Consider the following 18,423-nt stretch of genomic DNA (forward strand, 5'->3'; position numbering starts at 1 on the left):
ATTTAATATTGTTTGAAGTATTCTTGTTGATGTTTTATACTCGATTGTAAATCAGTTCCTATTTCTGACATTTGGATACATTCATTTTTTATTGATGAATATTTGTTAACAGTTTCTTTAAGCTTTGATATTGAGTATTGTAGACTTTCTTTATATTCCGTGAGAAAGCGATTTTTTTCTTCCTTAAAAGATTCACAATAATCTTTGTTAATACTGTCTAATCTCCTTGTTATTTGGTCTCGTATAATCCCTCCCAAAAATTCATAAGAGTAACCGCTTGCTGAATTGTGAATACTCAGGGTTACGATGAAATCGAAAATGTTTTTCAATTCTTGTTTTGAGATTTTACGGTATTTTGAGCCGTTATCTTGAATGCTATATCTCATTATGAAATTTGACATTCTATATTTTCTATCCTGAACTGGATCTAAACTCAATTCTTCCCATTCCCTACATTCCTCTACTAATGCATCAACTGACTTATTTATGGCTTTATCTAGTCTTATTTTTAAGTTTTCGGATATTTCTAAAATATTTTGATTTACTTCATTTGAGTCTAATCTTCGACCATTAATTTTTAGTGTTAATTGACCCAAAAGCCACTCTGTAGTTAAGTTCAATTCTGGATTTAGTCTTGGTAATTTATGCTCTAACGAAACATAACCACTCATTCCATAATTATATACAGCAGCCTCGTCTCTGTCTGCGATTATTTTTACATCTAGAGAATCAACAATTAAAAGAATTTTTGTGTAATCTGGTGTGAAATCAAATTGAAATTTTTTCCCTATTTTTATTTGTGCTTTGATGAAAATATTTTCATGATAATAAAATGTGAACAAATTCCACAAGTTAGTTAATTCATAAGTGATGGTTTTAAACCTTTCTCCCAGAGGAAAAGAAGGTTCTAATAAATTCTTTTTAATACACTCTTCCACTAATACTTCTCCTATAAATTTCCATGTATCTCTTATACCCTCTAAGTTTAACTTGAGAGTCTCTTCCATCCAGAGAAAACCTTCAAGTCTAGCAAGCACTCGACCATCTAAAGAGTTTAATCCTCTATCTATTTTGTCAGAGAGTTGACGTTCAAATATTCTATATTGTTCACTTCTAAATTTATCCATATATTCGAGATATATTTTAACGACTTGTTCTTTCCATTTATCATCTTTATCAACTATAATTACTTCTTGTAAATCTATTTCTAATTGATTAATCTCAATCCCTAGCCGTTGAATATCTCGCTCAAGTATTCCCTTCTGCTTGCTGAGACAAGATAGAAAAGAAGTAAATATCTGACCAATATCATTTAACGCACCCTTAATAGTAATCATGCTAGGTGCTGCATCCGTGACTAGAGGAGCGATCGCCTTATTTATAAATCTCACAAATCCAGAATCTCGCAAAAACTCATCAGCTACTTCCTGCATCTCTTCTAAAGTAGCTGTCGTTTTTTTAGTTTTCCAATAATTTGAATAATACTTTTGTCCAAGAGCCTCAAAACTCTTCCTTCTCCGTAATTCTGTTGGCTGATAGATTTCCTTCTCACGCTGAAAATTAGTAGCTAAAAATCCTTTAATAGCCGACATTTCAAAAACTCGATTTTGAGGATCATCAATTTCATATTTAGTTTTAACCAAATTTAAAATTTGTTGAGTAGTTAAATCTTCAGGATTATTAGGATCACGATCATCAATTTTATTAACAATGATATAAGTGCGATCGCGTCCCTTAATAGCAGCAATTTCATCCACCAACTTCTTGACTTTTGCTGGATCTGTTTGTCCAATTTTCGTATAGTCCACCACCACCAAAACTAGAGAACTCGCTATGAGTCTATCCTTGACAACATTCACTAAATTTAAAGACTTATCCTCATTAGGTCCAGGGGTATCCACTAGTGCCAAAGTCCCCAAACCCGAATTTTTTAGAGATGATAATTGTTGCGGAAAAGGAACTTCAATCCGAGGTATTTCAGACAAAGAAGACAAAAAATCTGTAGCTACACCAAAAATACCGCACAATCGCAGAAGATCATTTATTCTGATTAATTCAGCTTGAATACTATTTGATTCCTCCACCTCAGATTGAGAAGAAACAGAACTACTGTTCAAAATTTCTCTAATTACATTCTCGCGGGGAAAATCATTTTTAGTAGCCTGTTCAACAGCTTCTTTTAAACCAATTCGTTGCAATTTCTGATGTAATTGTCCCCAAACCTCTCGCAAAAGCGTTATCAAAGCCCTATCCAGAATCAACTTAGGACGAGTTACCTCACTAGAAAAAACAATCTCAGTAGGTAAAACCGTCATCGCATCATTACGACTAGGTAATAAATCCTGTCCAGCGATCGCATTAATAATAGTAGACTTACCCGCACTGGTTGGCGCAACAATTGTCATCGTCAATTCTTTGCGCTTTACCTGTTTCAACTGCTCATTGACGTGCCTGATATCTTCTTCAATAGCATCAGCCAGCAACCGATCATGTTCTCTCAATATCCCACAACCTTCTGACATCACATTACCGACGTGGGTAATCACATCAATAGCAGACTGGTGTAGTGCATCCGAATCAGGCTGTAAAAGGTTGTTAGACATAAATTTAAGATGTTAGAAAGCATCACCGTCAACAATAATCTTAAAACCGCACAGGACGAAGCTCAACGACGGCAGATAATATTTTCACCACATTATCACACAGCGGTATGTACTCTTTGTGAAATATATTTTAGACAAAATCATCAAAATCCAAACACAAATCCTGAAAATCCTAAAATCCTAGACATCAAAATCCAAACACAAATCCTGAAAATCCTAAAATCCTGGACATCCTAATTCAGACAAAAAAACCTAGTCAACCTAGTTATATTACAAAATGTAACAAAATTGCGGTTAAAACGCTTTACCATCTTGACAACTGAGAAAAGAGCCGATAAGGTGGTATACATACCCGGGTAAGACCACTAGAAAGTTGTATGCAAACTAAGCAAAAGGTTACGTTATATTTATCACCGGAACTGCACAGAAGACTTAAAATTCGTTCTGCTGTTGACTCAGAACCCATGTCAGACCTCGCAGAACGGGCGCTCAGTTTCTACCTGACCAACTCAGAATTAGTAGAAGAAATAGAAGCGTCTGCTCATGGGCGAACTCACCGGATTTATTCCTGTCCCACCTGTGAAACTTCACTCGTACTGCGTGATGGTGAACTCGTGAACTTGGGCAACCAACCAGGAATCATCGGACAAGACCATCTATCCATTGATGGTAGAGAAAAAGAAGAAACCCATCCCAAGGGTGAGGAAGAATTAGTTCCTTGTTAGATAGGAATTAATGATGATTAATAGTCTGGCTTAACGCCATGCGATCGCTGGTCGGTACTGTCTCTATAAGGTCTCAAGTAGGTCGATAGTATGAAAGAAGAGCTCAATATTTTAATTCAAGCTCAATACCCTTTAATCTACCTTGTGACCTCCGAGGAAGAGCGGGCAGAGCAGTCAATTTTTAAAGTTTCCCAAGACTTAAAACCCCAAAGACGAGTATATATTTGGACAGTAACTCACGGTATCGTCGAGTACGGTCAACCCCGGAATACCACTCAACACAATACTGTCTCTCCCGAAGCAGCGATTGATTGGATTATTCGGCAAAAAGAACCCAGTATATTTATTCTTAAAGATTTACATCCCTTTATTGATGCGCCAGCAACAACCAGATCGCTCCGGGACGCGATCGCTAGTTTCAAAGGAACGCAAAAGAACATTATCTTAATGTCCCCTGTGCAACAAGTTCCGATTGAATTAGAAAAAGAAGTTGTTGTTTTAGATTTTCAATTGCCTGACATGGCTGAGTTAAATAAGGTTTTAACCGCCCATCAAGAGCAAAATCGTGGACGACGGCTGACAACCGAGGCGCGAGAAAAGCTGCTCAGAGCCGCTTTAGGTCTAACTAAAGATGAAGCTGAGAAAGTCTACCGCAAAGCACAGGTAACAACTGGGCAATTGACGGAAAATGAAGTTGATATCGTTTTATCCGAGAAAAAACAACTCATCCGCCGTAACGGTATCTTGGAGTACATCGAAGAAGATGAAACCATTGATGCTGTGGGTGGCTTGGAAGAATTGAAAACTTGGCTCACCCAACGCTCCAACGCCTTTACAGAAAGAGCGAGAGAGTATGGGTTGCCCCAACCAAAAGGAATGTTAATTCTCGGTGTTCCTGGTTGTGGTAAGTCACTCATTGCCAAAACTACCTCCCGTTTATGGGGTTTACCAATTCTGAGATTAGATATGGGGCGGGTCTACGACGGCTCAATGGTGGGTCGAAGTGAAGCCAACCTGCGGAACGCCCTGAAAACAGCAGAATCAATTTCCCCCACGATTCTGTTTATTGACGAATTGGATAAATCCTTTGCGGGTAGCGGTGGTTCTGGCGATTCTGATGGGGGGACATCAAACAGAATTTTCGGCTCTTTCCTCACCTGGATGCAGGAAAAGAAATCTCCAGTTTTCGTAATGGCGACGGCTAACCGTGTCGAACGCCTACCTGGAGAGTTTTTGAGGAAAGGTCGCTTTGATGAAATATTCTTTGTGGATCTGCCCACACCGGAAGAACGTCAGGATATCTTCGGTATTCACCTGACCAAACGTCGGGAGGAAATTGCTAGATTTGACCTAGAACAACTAGCAAAAATGTCCGATGGCTTCTCCGGGGCAGAAATTGAACAGGCGGTCGTGGCGGCTATGTATGAAGCCTTCGCCCAAGATCGGGAGTTCACCCAATTAGATATTATTGCTGCATTGAAGTCTACTTTGCCGCTGTCACGAACGATGCAAGAACAGGTCACAGCTTTAAGAGACTGGGCCAGACAGCGTGCTAGACCCGCAGCCTCCTCTGTTGCTGAATATCAGCGCATGGAGTTTTAAAAGCTTTCCTCTGCTGTTTGTCAGGGGGAAAGGTTAGTCACAAGGCTAACAGATAGAAAAAAGCCGTTCCCAATTAATGCGGCTTCGCTGAAAAAGAACCGTTGTCGTTTTTCTCATCAATCTTCTTATTGGAGGAAACCCAAATGTCTCACTTTAGCACTCTGCGTACCAAGATCACCGATGCCGAAATTCTCAAGTCTTCTTTGCGCGACTTAGGTATCAGCGTTAAGACTGAAGCTGATGTCCGTGGTTATAATGGTCAGCGTCTCCGTTCCGACATCGTTGCTGTATTGGAAGGCGAGTACGATCTAGGTTGGTCTCGTAACAGTGACGGTTCTTTTGACCTCATTGCTGACTTATGGGGTGTTGCTAAGAAGCACAACCAGACCGAGTTGATCAACTCTATCAATCAAAAATATGCCGTTAACAAGACTTTGGCTGAAGTAAAACAGCGCGGTCTGCAAAACGCTAACGTTAAGTTAGTATTGCAGTAACAATTTCTGTAACGCGTTCCCAAAGTGAAACGGGTTAACCTTCTAATAAGCGGTTAGCCCGCTTTTTTTTGTGTTTTTTTTCGTGTAAAATCATAAGAATAAAGCAAATTAATCAAAATATAGGAATAAAAATGGCAAAGCTTCAATTAACCCATATTAAAAATAAACTGAGTGAAAAATTAACAGACTTAATTGATATGTCAGATTATGTTAAAAAACCTGAAGAAGAACGGAAAAAAGCTTGTTTATCAAGAAGTTATGCTGCTTATACTTTAGTAAGCCTTGCTTCTGCTACGGAACAAGAAGCTGCACAAGCAATTGTTGATGGATTCACAGATAACGGAATTGATGCAATTTATTATGAGGAACAAGAAAATATTCTTTGGCTAGTACAATCAAAATGGATTGAGTCGGGTGATGGAGAGCCTGATACAGGTGATGTAAATAAATTTATAAAAGGAGTAAGAGATATTGTTGGGTTTAAATTTAATAATTTTAATCAAAAGGTAAAAGATAAACAACTTGAAATAGAGAAATGTCTTAATAATTATAATGTTAAAATAAAAATATGTCTTGCTTATTCTGGCTCAAAGATAGGACAAAATAATAAACAGTTGCTATCAGAATTTATAGATGAAGAAAATACAGGTGGTGAATTATTCTTCTTGGAAATATTTTCTTTGTCAGAGGCGCATAATGCTTTATCAAAAAGCTTTGATAAATCTATTAATCAGGAAATAAGATTAACAAATTGGGGTTTGAGTGAAGAACCATATCAAACATGGTATGGACAGATTAATGCTGAAGAATTAGCAGAATTATGGAGTCAACATAAAGAAAGTTTATTTTCAAAAAATATCCGAAGCTTTGTTGGTCTGACTGATGTAAATGATGGCATTAAAAATACTCTCTTAAATAATCCAGAAATATTTTTGTATTTAAATAATGGAGTTACTGTTTTATGTCGTCGAATTCAAAAAACAGCTAAAGGTGGTTTTTCTGATAAATCTGTTGGAGATTTTCATTGTGAAGGAGTATCTATTATTAATGGCGCTCAGACAGTAGGAACTATAGGAACTACTTATGCAACTAATCCAGAAAAAGTTAAAGAAGCAAAAGTTTTTGTAAAGTTAATTTCTTTAGAAAACTGTCCCCCTGATTTCGCTTTAAAAGTCACTAAATCAACTAATACTCAAAATAAAGTGGAAAATCGTGATTTTATTTCATTGGATGGTTTACATGAGAAATTAAGAAAAGAATTTGTATTAGAAGGAATCAACTATCACTATAAGAGAGATGAACACGAATACCCATCAGACGATAAAAACTGCACCTTAGACGAGGCTACTATAGCACTGGCTTGTGGCTTAGAAGAAATACGTTATGCACACATAGCTAAAGATAAAGTTGGTAAGTTATGGGAAGATGTTACGAAACCTCCTTATACAGATATTTTTAATGCAAGTGTTTCAGTACAGAAAATTTGGAGAATGATTAAGATAAGTAGGATGATAGACAACAAACTCTCATATTATAGTAATAATAACGATGATTTAAAAGCAATTTGTACTTTTGGAAATAGATTTATTCTTCATATGGTATTTTATTATGTAGGTATACAGAATTTATTTTTATCTGAAAATAAGTTTGAAAACTACTTGAACCATGAATTATCATCCATAATAGATCGCGTCTTTGAAACAACCGTAGAAGCAATTAATATTGAGTACCCAAATAAAATAGTTTATCAAGTTTTTAGAAATCTAGAAAAGTATAGAGTCTTAAAACAGAAAGTCATAGACATCGTACAACAAAAACTAGAAGAACAAGAAAAACTAGAAAACGAGAAAGGTGAAGAATGATTTATCACTACAGGATAGTAATTCAATGTTCAAAAGAGGATCAACTATGTTTAGTTTATCATTATCCTGTAAATCCTTAAATCCTGGATATCCTGATTCAGACAAATGTTTTTTAGAATAGAGTTTTCAGAAACCCGAATTTATGCTACAATTGTATCATTATCAAAAATTATTAAAGTAAAAAATATTAATTGTAATTAGGAGGTCAAAATTATGAACTCTCTTGAATTAAGACAAAAAATCGAACAAAATCTATTAACTATTTCACCAGAAAATTTGAGATTTATTGATGAATTTGTTGAATTTATTAAATATAAACAAGAAACAAGTTTATCAGAAAACACTAACTATAAGCCAGCTTCAGGACGTTCAATTTTACGTCATGCTGGTACATGGGTAGGGGATGACTTGGAAGAATGTCTGAAGTTAGTCTCTGAAACTAGAGGTAAAGTGAAAATTAATAATCGTATTAATCCTTTTGAGTGATGTATCTTTTAGACACTAATCATTGTAGTTTAATTTTTCTGAAAAATCAGCCGGTTCTGGATTATATACAGGAAGTTGGAGAAACCGATATAGCTACTACTATCATAACAGTAGGTGAGCTAACTTATATGGCAGAAAATTCTAGTTATAAGGAAGAAAATTTAACTCGTATTGAGCAATTTATCACAGATATTAGAATTTATTATGTAGATGATGTAACTGCTAAAATTTATGGACAAATAAAAGCAGGTTTCATACACATGGTAAAACTTACGAAGAAGCTGCTAGAAATGGTCAGGAAGTAATTGAGGCTTTTGTTGAGATGCTTACTCAAGAAAATCAAGTATTACCAGAACCCAGAATGCTTCCTACAAAACCGTTGCAAGTTGCCTAGTTCAGTGTAAAAAGTATAGTTGCATTTTGACATTATAACCGTTAAAATGCCTGTAAATAATTGTAATTCAGTGTTATTCCCCATAATAACAAATTATGAAAACATTCACTATTGGTCATTCCAATCATACAATTGAAACATTTATCGAACTCCTGACTCGGTGACTTCTAACTTCTAGAATAGAAGAAGAGGGAAAGCGGGGGCAAAGAGAAATAAAAATCATCCTCTTGCCTTTTGCCTTTTACCTCTTGCCTTTTTTAGACGGTGGTGATCTCTTTTTCCTTTTCTACAAGCAAGTGGTCGATTTTTTCTGTGTGCTTGTTGGTCAGTTTTTGGAGTTTGTCTTGTTGATCTCGTGATTCATCTTCGGAGATTTCGGCACTTTTTTCCTGTTTGCGAATGGAATCGTTAGCATCACGACGGATATTGCGAATTGCTACACGACCTTCTTCTGCGTACTTAGCCGCAAGTTTGACAAATTCTTTACGGCGATCGCTAGTTAGTGGGGGAATATTCAACCGAATCACACTACCGTCGTTACTGGGAGTTAAACCCACATCCGACAAAGAGATAGCTTTTTCAATGATATTCAAGCTGCCCTTATCGTAGGGCTGAATCAGGATGGTTGAAGAATCTGGTGTGCTAATATTTGTCAGTGCTTTTAGGGAAGTTGGTGTACCGTAATACTCTACTTGTACCTTATCCAATAAACTCGCATTGGCGCGACCAGTACGAATTGTATTAAAAGCCCGTTGAGTGGACTCAACGGTTTTTTGCATCATGCTCTCAGCTTCAGCTAATTTCACAAGAACCTCCCACAAGAGTGCCAATGGATTCTCCCATGACTGCCCGGTGGATGTTACCTCGCACCGTTAGGTCAAATACTAAAATAGGGAGATTATTTTCTTTACATAGAGCAATTGCGGTACTATCCATGACTCGCAAATCTTTAGCCAAAACGTGGGCGTAAGTAAGAGTAATAAAACGCTTGGCCTCAGGATGGAGTTTGGGGTCAGCATCGTAAATGCCGTCTACTTTAGTAGCTTTAAAAATCACGTCTGCTTCAATTTCTGCTGCTCGTAAGGCCGCAGTCGTATCTGTGGTAAAAAAGGGATTACCAGAACCAGCCCCAAAAATTACCACCCGTCCTTTTTCAAGGTGACGGATGGCACGACGGCGAATGTATGGTTCTGCTAGTTCTTGCATAGCAATGGCGGTTTGTACCCTTGTCTGAATTCCCATCCGTTCTAGGGAATCTTGCAGGGTCATGGCGTTCATGACTGTGGCAATCATGCCGATATAGTCAGCGGTTGCCCGATCCATACCTGCTGATGCTGCTTTAATGCCTCGAAAAATATTGCCACCACCAACAACGATGGCCACCTGGACACCAGTGGCTATCACCTCTCCTATTTCCTTGGCTATTCCCTCGACCACTTCTGGATCAATGCCGTAGCCCAAGTTGCCCATTAAGGCTTCACCGCTCAGTTTAAGTAAAACCCGTCGGTAATTCGTTCCCATGAAGTTCTGCTTTATCAAAAAAGTTGCAATTGCCTCCAATTTAAGATAGCAGGACAGTGACTATCTGTCTCTATTTAGGTTGCCTGTTATTTATATAAAGTTCCAATTTGTTCGGTTTGGGCTGGCTGTATTTGCTAATCTTGCAATAAACAAGTATACTCAACACAACTTAATTATTTGATTTAAGCGGGTAGGAGTTTAGCAATGCTAAACCCCTACAAATCTAGGTTTTTCGTGATTTTACAAAAGTCCATGTCCCAACCGTTTTGAGTATAATCGCATTTCTTAAATAATCCACTCCCTGCGCTGATGCTGTTTGGGTGTGTTCATCTATTTGCCCTTGATAGCGAATAATCCCATCGCTATCTATCAAAAAGGCTGTAGGTGGACTAATTACACCAAAGCTGCGGGTAACATCTTGAGTTGAGTCCCACATATAGTTATGGGTAGAAACAGCTTGATAATTCCTACCCATAACTATCCATATATTACTGTTTGTCCAAGTCTTCAATAAGTTGATCAACAAAATCCCTTAACCGTTGCTGCCAGTCAGGGACGGCTTTAATTTTTTCCCTGACTCCAGGTAAAACCTTAAATTGCAAAGGTGATTTATCGTACGCTACCTGATTTTGTGGTTTAAATTTAATCCGAGGCATTGCCAAATCCTAATATGTCTGATATACTAGATATCATAGCACAACATTGAAGGTCGAATCAAGTGAACTAATCCTTGTGGATCGGGTTTTCCCCAGTTCTCAAATATGCTCTAACTGCGGTAATCATCGTCATAAAATGCCATTAAAAAACCGCGTTTATGTTTGTCCTGATTGTGGACATACAGAGGATCGTGACCTCAACGCAGCTAAGAATATTGACCGATGGTTTGCGGATATTTTTATCCCTGTAGCGTAGCGGTTCTTTTTAGGAACTACGGTCAGAAACGGTAAGTTCTACCGAGATAGCCTGTGGAGCGGACAAACCTCTTAGAAGTCATTCTAAGACCGTGATTAAACAGGAAATAAGCACTAAGGTTATCGCTGTCCAGATGTGTCTAGACTTTGGTAATTTTGGGTAAGTTTTATAGAACGGAAATTTAACTGATGACGCTCGGCAAAAACTTTCATTTATCAATATTGCATTTACCATGAAAACTTCTCCAAAAACCTGGATTTGGCAAGATTTCTCTATTTGTTACCAAACTCAAGGTACTACTGGACCTGCTGTGATCTTGATTCATGGTTTTGGTGCGTCATGGTTACATTGGCGCAAAAACATTCCAGCCTTAGCGGCAAATTGCCGAGTTTATGCGATTGATTTAATTGGCTTTGGTGGTTCAGCTAAACCCACACCAGGGGAAAAAATTAGTTATACCCTAGAAACTTGGGGACAACAAGTAGCAGATTTTTGTCAGGAAGTGGTGGGTGAACCTGCATTTTTAGTAGGTAATTCTATTGGTTGTATTGTGGCTATGCAAGCGGCGGTAATTAACCCGGATATGGCTTTGGGAACTGCTTTGCTTAACTGTTCTTTGCGGTTATTACATGATCGTAAACGCGTAAATTTACCTTGGCTAAAGCGATTTGGTACGCCAATTCTCCAAAATTTCTTGGCGATTAAACCAATAGGTGATTTCTTTTTCAATCGCCTAGCTCAACCACAAACAGTTAAAAAGATTCTTTTACAGGCTTATGCTAACGGGGAAACGGTGACAGATGAGTTAGTTGACATTTTGATGATACCAGCAAAAGATCCTGGGGCTGCTGCTGTATTTTTGGCGTTCACTGCTTATTCTAGTGGTCCTTTACCGGAAGACTTATTACCTAGATTATCTTGTCCGGTAATTATTTTATGGGGAACGGCTGACCCTTGGGAAGCTATTGATTTAGGCCAAGAGTTAGCCAATTTTCCCCAAGTTCAAAAGTTTATTCCTTTAGAAGGTGTGGGACATTGTCCTCAAGATGAAGCTCCTGATTTAGTTAATCCTATTTTACAGGATTGGATTATTGATCAATATCAATCTATCCGTTCTATAAAACTTACCCAAAATTACCAAAGTCTAGACACATCTGGACAGCGATAATCCTAGTGTTTATTTCCTGTTTAATCACGGTCTTAGAATGACTTCTAAGAGGTTTGTCCGCTCCACAGGCTATCTCGGTAGAACTTACCGTTTCTGACCGTAGTTCCTAAAAGGAACTGTCTTTTTAAAACACCTATCCCATGCTTGGCGTAAATCAGCTAACGCCTTCTGAGGGACATTTTTGCTAACTTCGTAATACCAGGCGGATTCAGATTTAATCTCAGCAACTAACTTTTTATGCGGGTCAATCGCTGAGGGAAGTTTAAGTTTTTCGCCTTCTCTGGGAGTAGCTAAGATATCTATAACTTGAGCATTTGCCCATGCTTAGTTTATAAAGGTATTTTCGATCAATGTAATCATTCTATGGTTATAAACTAATAATTAGAATTTCCATTGTTTGACGTATATATATTTAATTTTTGTCTGTTAAAAAAACTCACTCAAAAACTGATTATTTTTGAATGAGCTATATGAGTATTAAAATCTAAATGAATTGGGCTAACTTATTACCAGCGACGGCGGGGTCTCCAGCCCCAACCACCACCCCAGCGACGGCGGGGGAATCCCCAGCCACCACCACGACCAGATAGAAGCTGTTGTTCTTCTATGGATAGTTCTACAACTAAATCAGATGGAATATTTTGAGATGGAATATTTTGAGATGGAATATTTTGGTTTGACATAATAATTGTTAACCTCAATTAATTTCTATTAGGCTTCGGACAACCATGCTTCTTTTATAAAGATATTTATCACTAATTTAATGATTCTATAGTTATAAATATTAGTTTATAATTTATATCTTTTGATTCACATAAATAAGTTTATTTTCTAACTATAGATAGGCTATGGCAATTTTAAAGTGCCATGTAAAAAAAGGTGAGAGGAGAAAGTTACGCCCGAATTTTGGCATAAGATACTGTTGATATTTGATATCAAGCAAGTTATCTGAAAATTTCTCCTCACCCTATAACTACAAGGTTGGAAAACTAAGACTATTAAGAATAGCTCAGTTTATAGACTTTACCCACTAAAAAAGAGTATTAACAACCTGGCATAGAGTTCGATTCAGGATAGTTCTCATCCCTTTCAGAAGCTGGATATTGATCATATTTTTGGGAGTCGCAACCACATTTTTGTTTTTTAGGTTTACAAGAAGGAGGAGGTGATTGGTAACATCCCCCAGATAAAAGTTGTTGTTCTTCTGCGGATAGTTCTACAAATAATTCAAATTTGGTATTCTGATTAAACATGATTATTAGCCTCCGTTAGTTAATAGGATCGATATGATTCAGTTCTAATCCTTTTATAAGCTTTATCTGAATATTTTTAATGATTCCCTAGTTAGAAATTAATAATCATAATTTCTATCTTTTGATTTATATATTAATTTTTAATGATTGAAAGTATAAATACATCAAAATCATCACAGTATTTATAAATAAATATTTAATATTTCTCTGTTACAAGAAACTCCCTCAAAAATAATCAATTTTTGAGGAAGCTATATATTTATTAAACTCTACTGAATAATTGCCGAGTTGATGAGATTAGCTGTATCATTCTTCCTCACTCATATTTTCATTATCACCACGACCTCCATCTCTATCTCTATCTCTATCGTCAGATTTCGGACAAACCCAATAGCATTTCTTGTAACATTTTTTCCTTCCTCCAGATAAAAATTCCTGTTCTTCGGTGGATAATTCGACAAGTAAATTAGATTGAATGACTTGATTTGACATGATTATTAGCCTCAATAAATAGTTGGAGTTTACACACTTAAATAAACGAAAGTATTATCTATGTGCGATCCTATCTTCTATTTATAAATCTATTGTGAGAGAATTAAATTCTCCTGAAGTTATAAATAAACGAACTAAAAGTATGAATTACCATCTCATACTTGCTAATGCTAATTAAATCAGTGTTAAGAATGAGGCAGAGTGATGTCAGTTAATACGATTCAATCTGATTTACTTTTTGATTTATCTACAGAGGAACAACAACTTATATCTGGAGGTAAAGAAGGAACAATAAGGGCTAATGGTAGGTTTCGCTACGGTGGTAGAAGTTATCCAGCTACTATCAATGTAAGAGTTACTGGTCTACCTTAATAAACCATAGATTTTCATCGAGTTTTCAGTTCTTTGTTAATCAATTTATAGTCTAATTCCCACTGCGGAGTTGGACTTTTTTAATCATTAAAAATAAACCAAACTACCAATTTAAAAATCAATAGTTATTTATTAACTCAGACAAAAAAATGTAGAGCAGAAAATAAAGCTGTCCCTACAAGAAAATATTTAAATTTAAATCTGGCTATGTTATGAAAACAAATTACTTAACCTGTCAGCGCTAGAACTAATAGTTATTAACCCAAAAGTAAAAGAAAGTGCCATAGTAATTTGGGATAATTTATATTTGCTAGTTTGTGAGGTGGAGTCACCTGAAGCGAGTGTTAAATCACTTTTTCCTTCAGTTTCTAAATCAGTTTTTTGGAAGAATAATTTACCTTCACTGAATAAACCTAACATGGGAAATATTTGCCCACCAACTACAGATTCTTGTTCTGTATCGGAAAGATATCTAAATAATTGAGTATTTTTCGGCATATTATTACTCCTTACATAAGTAATTAGGTTTGGCTAAAGAATAGGAAAATAAAAACTTTGACAATATTGATTTATACAGTTAAAAATTGTAAATGCTCTCCGGGTTTTGAGAGGAATGTCTGCGGAGTCCCTTGAATTTGTACTTGACCTTTTTCGATGAGAACAATCCAATTAGCACGATGAATGACGCTAGGACGATGGGTAATTAAAATTGTGGTTTTACCTGTACGATGTTCCAAAAGCCGATCTAGAACATGAGCTTCACTCATGGGGTCTAGTCCGGCGGTAGCTTCATCTAAAATGAGTATAGGTGGATTTGTGAGAATTCCGCGAGCGATCGCTAATCTTTGTCTTTGTCCCCCAGAAAGATTTGCACCAAACTCCCCTAATACGGTTTGATATTTATTAGGTAATTGACTGATAAAACCATCTGCATCAGCAATATCACAAGCTTCAACTATGTCTTCAAAAGAAATATTAGGTGTACCCAAACGGAAGTTTTCCAAAATTGTCCGACTCCAAAAATGAGGTTCTTGGGGAACATAAACTACTTGTTGTCGGTAACAATCTAAAGCAATATCTTGGATATTAAAAAAGCCGATGCGAATATTACCTGAATCTGGAACATATAGACCAGCTAATAATTTAGCTAAAGTGCTTTTACCACAGCCAGATTTACCAATTAAAGCAATAGTTTTTCCTCCAGGAAGCTGAAGAGAAAAATCATCTAATAAGTCAATTCTACCTGCGTGATGAAATTGAAGATGAGAGCAATTAATATCTGCCACACTAGAAATTTGTGCAGTTGGCTTTTGACTTCCTCCTACCACTTCCGGTGTCGCATCAATAACTTCTAATAATCGAGAAACTGCTGTTTGGGAACGAAAATATTCATCAACAAAGCCAACTAATGAGTTGATTAAAGCTAAAACATTGACTTGCAAAGTATTAAAAGCTAACATTTGTCCAATGCTTAAATTGCCTTTAATTACTAACATACTCCCCAATCCTAACAAGATAACACCACCAATTGTAGATATAATTTTAGCAATAGTCCCGTTGATAATTGCTATTTGAACCGTACTAAAAGCCAGATTTGCTAGACGACCAAACCGACTTTGAAATTCATCCCAAAAATGAGGAGCAGCATTTGTAGTTTTAATTACCTGTGCGCCCTTAAATGTTTCTACTAAAACACCTTGATTTTCTGCTCCTAAAACTAAGAGACTGCGGGTTTTTTGCTGAAGAATTGGTAAAAAAGGTAAGGTTGATAAAGTCATAAAAGCAGCAATTAATAAAACTGCTATTGTTAATTGCCAGCTATAAAATAACATTAAGCAAAAAGAAATCACAGCAATAAAAAATTGGCTGGGTAAAACAATCACAATCTGGGATACTAATTGGTTAATTTCGCCAATATCTCGCAGTCGGCTAGTAATTTCCCCACTGCGACGAGATTCATAATAATTTAAGGGTAATTGCAGTAGTTTACGACCAAATTCCAAGACTAAACCCAATTGTAATCTTTGCCCAAAATGAGAAATCATTAAGGCTTGAAATACTTGTAAACCTCCACTAAATAAACTCATAACTACGACTGCGGAAACTACAACAGTGAGTAATTGCACATCTCCACGCACGAGAACATCATCTGTCAATAATTGAATTAAAACAGGAGTTCCTAAAGCTAGTAAACCCAGGACAATATTAATCATTAAAACCTGAGTTAATAAACCACGAAATGGTAAAATTCGGTAAAAAAACCGCGTGATACCACCTTTTGATTGTTCTTGGGGTTGTTCAAAAAAGCGGTCTGAATCTGGCTCTAATAAGAGCATTACGCCATTCCAAGCATTGGTTAATTCTTCTTTGGTCAGATAACGAAGTCCCACAGCCGGATCGGCAATAACGTATTTTTTGCCTTTTTTACCATATAAAACCACCCAATGATAGCCTTGCCAATGGATAATTGCAGGTAATGTAATTTCTGTAATTCTGTCTATAATTTCTGGAGAAGCTTTGACCGCTCTAGCATTGAAACCAAGATTTTCTGAACCTCGTTTTAAACCTAATAATGTTGTTCCTAATTGTCCAGTCCCCACAGCTTCTCGGCTTTTAATCATGCTTAAAAAGCGTCCATAGTGCTTGGTAATAGAAACTAAACAAGCTGCCCCACAGTCTTCTTCACTTAACTGTAAAGTACACTGATAATTTTGATGATTTTTAAAGATATTGAACATAATTATCCAAAAAAGTTTAGTAGGTTGAGTTGACGATAGGAAACCCAAATTTATGCAAGTCTTTGTTCTATTGTGCTGTTTTTGTCGGGTTGTGCTATTACTTAACCAAACCTCAATCCTTATTTATAAATTGGTGATTAATTTACTTTTTCTGAGAATAAATTGCATGATAGTTTCTTGACGAGAAATAATGTCCGCGCGTCCTTCCATACCAGATTTGAGATCACATACATGATTTCCTTTTGCTAAAAATAGATTTTGTGGTTCAATATTTATTTGATAAGTAGCTACCTGGGGTGTGCTAATAATTGAATTATTTTGGGGAATTGCTAGGACATCTGCTCCAATTGTTTTTACAATTCCCTTGAGAGTTCCATAGTCTGGATAGGGACAAGCTGAAACCTGCATTTGTACTATTTGACCAGGTTTTACTTTGTCAATATCTTTAGCAGAAACTTGAGCTTTAATGATTAAAGGAGCATCCACAGGAGCAATTTGAGCAAGAGCTTCACTGAGTTGGACAACCTGTCCAGGATTGCGAAGTTTGAGCTGCATGAGTGTGCCATTAGCTGGGGAACGAATCACACTTTTATTTAACTCATTGTCTAACTGTTGTAATTCTTGATGAGTGCGAATCTGTTGTTTTTGTAATTCTAACCGTTGCTGAATTAATGTTTCTCGTTCTTTTTTTAAAGCGGCTAAATTGCTTTCACCTCTGGCTTTTTCCTGCCTAATTCTTTCTAAGGCAATTGTCACATTTGCATTACTGGGATTAACGGCAATTTTGGCTTTTTGTAAGTTGACTTGGGCTAATTTAACAGCTTGTTCTTTTTCTTCTTGGAGATTTTTAGTGCTAGATTTAGCTTGTTCCAATTTGGCTTGAGCCGATTTAACAGCTTGTTCTTTTTCTTCAACTAAATTGCGAGATATTGCTCCTGATGTAACTATACTCTGTAAGCGATCGCGCTGTAAAGTAGCCAGTTTTAATGCTGCTTCTGCTTCTTCTACAGTAGCTATTAATACCCTTTCTTTTTGTAATCTTGCTAGTTGCTCATTTGCTAAATTTATCGCTATTTTAGCTTGTGTCATTTCCGCACCAGCTTTAATTTGCTGATCGTTATAGTTGCGCTTAATTCCAGCCAATTCAGCTTGTACAGCTATAATTGTTCGCTCATTTAAGTTGGTTTGAGAAATTATTTGAGTATTGACCTGATTAATTTGAGCATCAATTTGAATAAGTTGTAATTGACTTTGCTGGATAGTATTTTGCAGTTGTCTTTTTTGAGATTGCAGTTGGGAGTCATCAATATAAGCAATTATTTCTCCTTTATTTACTAGCTGATCTTCTTTAACGACAATTCTTTTCACAGTTCCCGTCATGCCAGATTCAACTAACCGTAATTCTCCCAATGGTCGGATAGTTGCAGGGACTTTAACTGTGATGTTGTAATAGAGGACAGAAGTAAGACTCACAGCCACTACAAACATACTAATCATTACCCCCCCACCGATATGAATCCATTTACCGATATGGGGGAGAAACTCATTAGCTTCTAGTATATGCAAATCCTCTGTAGTCGAGTTATTTAAATTATAGGGAGAATTGTTATTTTGACTCTGTAAGGAGTTCACGGGATTACACCTTTGATTAGGACTAAAATAGTCTCACCTAAGATAGAAATTACTACTATCATGCAGCCGAAAAGTAACTATCTTAGGTAATAAATTGACAGCAATAAAAACAATTAAATTTCTCTATTCACATTGTGAAAATTAATTTGATCATCGGTTATAATTTAGT

General features: G+C 36.5%; 19 protein-coding genes and 1 pseudogene. 9 read left to right on the top strand and 11 right to left on the bottom strand.

The window, feature by feature from the left end:
• Positions 1-2 precede the first annotated feature (2 nt).
• Complete coding sequence (locus tag BMF77_RS09570) at positions 3-2,603, bottom strand: dynamin family protein (RefSeq protein ID WP_148762429.1); 2,601 nt, start codon at positions 2,601-2,603, stop codon at positions 3-5.
• Positions 2,604-2,980: 377 nt separating this feature from the next.
• Here BMF77_RS09570 and BMF77_RS09575 point away from each other — a divergent pair, with 377 nt between their 5' ends.
• The 6 genes from BMF77_RS09575 to BMF77_RS09600 all read left to right on the top strand — a co-directional run bounded on the left by BMF77_RS09575 (position 2,981) and on the right by BMF77_RS09600 (position 8,077).
• On the top strand, positions 2,981-3,328 hold the full coding sequence (locus BMF77_RS09575; RefSeq protein ID WP_015081377.1) for a hypothetical protein: 348 nt from the start codon (positions 2,981-2,983) through the stop codon (positions 3,326-3,328).
• 90 nt (positions 3,329-3,418) lie between these two features.
• Positions 3,419-4,930 (top strand): AAA family ATPase, encoded by a 1,512-nt coding sequence (locus BMF77_RS09580; RefSeq protein ID WP_148762431.1) that lies wholly within the window; start codon positions 3,419-3,421, stop codon positions 4,928-4,930.
• A gap of 143 nt (positions 4,931-5,073) precedes the next feature.
• On the top strand, positions 5,074-5,424 hold the full coding sequence (locus BMF77_RS09585) for a DUF1257 domain-containing protein (RefSeq protein WP_015081375.1): 351 nt from the start codon (positions 5,074-5,076) through the stop codon (positions 5,422-5,424).
• A 131-nt stretch (positions 5,425-5,555) separates the two neighbouring features.
• Positions 5,556-7,286, top strand: a complete 1,731-nt coding sequence (locus BMF77_RS09590) for an AIPR family protein (RefSeq protein WP_148762433.1) — start codon at positions 5,556-5,558, stop codon at positions 7,284-7,286.
• Between the two features lie 213 nt (positions 7,287-7,499).
• A complete protein-coding gene (locus BMF77_RS09595; RefSeq protein WP_148762435.1) occupies positions 7,500-7,772 on the top strand; it encodes a hypothetical protein in 273 nt (90 codons plus the stop codon).
• A complete protein-coding gene (locus BMF77_RS09600) occupies positions 7,772-8,077 on the top strand; it encodes a type II toxin-antitoxin system VapC family toxin (RefSeq protein WP_210422326.1) in 306 nt (101 codons plus the stop codon). Before BMF77_RS09595 ends, BMF77_RS09600 begins: the two co-directional genes overlap by 1 nt.
• 346 nt (positions 8,078-8,423) lie before the next feature.
• Here BMF77_RS09600 and frr read toward each other — a convergent pair whose 3' ends face one another.
• From frr to BMF77_RS26610, 4 genes and pseudogenes are all read right to left on the bottom strand, one after another.
• Positions 8,424-8,972, bottom strand: a complete 549-nt coding sequence (gene frr, locus BMF77_RS09610) for a ribosome recycling factor (protein ID WP_015081366.1) — start codon at positions 8,970-8,972, stop codon at positions 8,424-8,426.
• Entirely contained in the window at positions 8,959-9,687 is a 729-nt protein-coding gene (gene pyrH / locus BMF77_RS09615) for a UMP kinase (protein ID WP_015081365.1), read from the bottom strand. Before pyrH ends, frr begins: the two co-directional genes overlap by 14 nt.
• 274 nt (positions 9,688-9,961) lie before the next feature.
• A pseudogene (locus BMF77_RS09620) lies at positions 9,962-10,126 on the bottom strand (thioredoxin family protein); the annotation flags it as partial.
• A 49-nt stretch (positions 10,127-10,175) separates the two neighbouring features.
• Positions 10,176-10,343 (bottom strand): hypothetical protein, encoded by a 168-nt coding sequence (locus tag BMF77_RS26610; RefSeq protein WP_168204419.1) that lies wholly within the window; start codon positions 10,341-10,343, stop codon positions 10,176-10,178.
• Between the two features lie 76 nt (positions 10,344-10,419).
• On the opposite strand from BMF77_RS26610, the gene BMF77_RS27250 reads away from it, so the two are divergent.
• Both BMF77_RS27250 and BMF77_RS09630 read left to right on the top strand, forming a co-directional pair.
• The gene (locus BMF77_RS27250) at positions 10,420-10,599 is read left to right on the top strand and encodes a transposase (RefSeq protein WP_246863105.1); all 180 of its coding nucleotides are present in this window, start codon (positions 10,420-10,422) and stop codon (positions 10,597-10,599) included.
• Between the two features lie 232 nt (positions 10,600-10,831).
• On the top strand, positions 10,832-11,767 hold the full coding sequence (locus tag BMF77_RS09630; RefSeq protein WP_148762437.1) for an alpha/beta fold hydrolase: 936 nt from the start codon (positions 10,832-10,834) through the stop codon (positions 11,765-11,767).
• 506 nt (positions 11,768-12,273) lie between these two features.
• Here BMF77_RS09630 and BMF77_RS26620 read toward each other — a convergent pair.
• From BMF77_RS26620 to BMF77_RS09645, 3 genes are all read right to left on the bottom strand, one after another.
• Positions 12,274-12,450, bottom strand: coding sequence for a hypothetical protein (locus BMF77_RS26620; protein WP_168204420.1), 177 nt, complete (start codon positions 12,448-12,450; stop codon positions 12,274-12,276).
• Positions 12,451-12,810: 360 nt separating this feature from the next.
• Entirely contained in the window at positions 12,811-13,020 is a 210-nt protein-coding gene (locus tag BMF77_RS09640; RefSeq protein WP_148762439.1) for a hypothetical protein, read from the bottom strand.
• Between the two features lie 306 nt (positions 13,021-13,326).
• The gene (locus BMF77_RS09645) at positions 13,327-13,512 is read right to left on the bottom strand and encodes a hypothetical protein (protein ID WP_148762441.1); all 186 of its coding nucleotides are present in this window, start codon (positions 13,510-13,512) and stop codon (positions 13,327-13,329) included.
• A 204-nt stretch (positions 13,513-13,716) separates the two neighbouring features.
• On the opposite strand from BMF77_RS09645, the gene BMF77_RS26625 reads away from it, so the two are divergent.
• A complete protein-coding gene (locus BMF77_RS26625; RefSeq protein ID WP_168204421.1) occupies positions 13,717-13,884 on the top strand; it encodes a hypothetical protein in 168 nt (55 codons plus the stop codon).
• A gap of 210 nt (positions 13,885-14,094) precedes the next feature.
• Here BMF77_RS26625 and BMF77_RS09650 read toward each other — a convergent pair whose 3' ends face one another.
• The 3 genes from BMF77_RS09650 to BMF77_RS09660 form a co-directional block, all read right to left on the bottom strand.
• The gene (locus tag BMF77_RS09650; RefSeq protein ID WP_148762443.1) at positions 14,095-14,382 is read right to left on the bottom strand and encodes a hypothetical protein; all 288 of its coding nucleotides are present in this window, start codon (positions 14,380-14,382) and stop codon (positions 14,095-14,097) included.
• Positions 14,383-14,453: 71 nt separating this feature from the next.
• Entirely contained in the window at positions 14,454-16,622 is a 2,169-nt protein-coding gene (locus BMF77_RS09655) for a peptidase domain-containing ABC transporter (protein ID WP_148762445.1), read from the bottom strand.
• A gap of 123 nt (positions 16,623-16,745) precedes the next feature.
• A complete protein-coding gene (locus BMF77_RS09660) occupies positions 16,746-18,254 on the bottom strand; it encodes an HlyD family efflux transporter periplasmic adaptor subunit (RefSeq protein WP_148762446.1) in 1,509 nt (502 codons plus the stop codon).
• Between the last annotated feature and the right edge of the window lie 169 nt (positions 18,255-18,423).

It is taken from the genome of Dolichospermum sp. UHCC 0315A (assembly GCF_008121535.1).
GTDB lineage: Bacteria > Cyanobacteriota > Cyanobacteriia > Cyanobacteriales > Nostocaceae > Dolichospermum > Dolichospermum lemmermannii.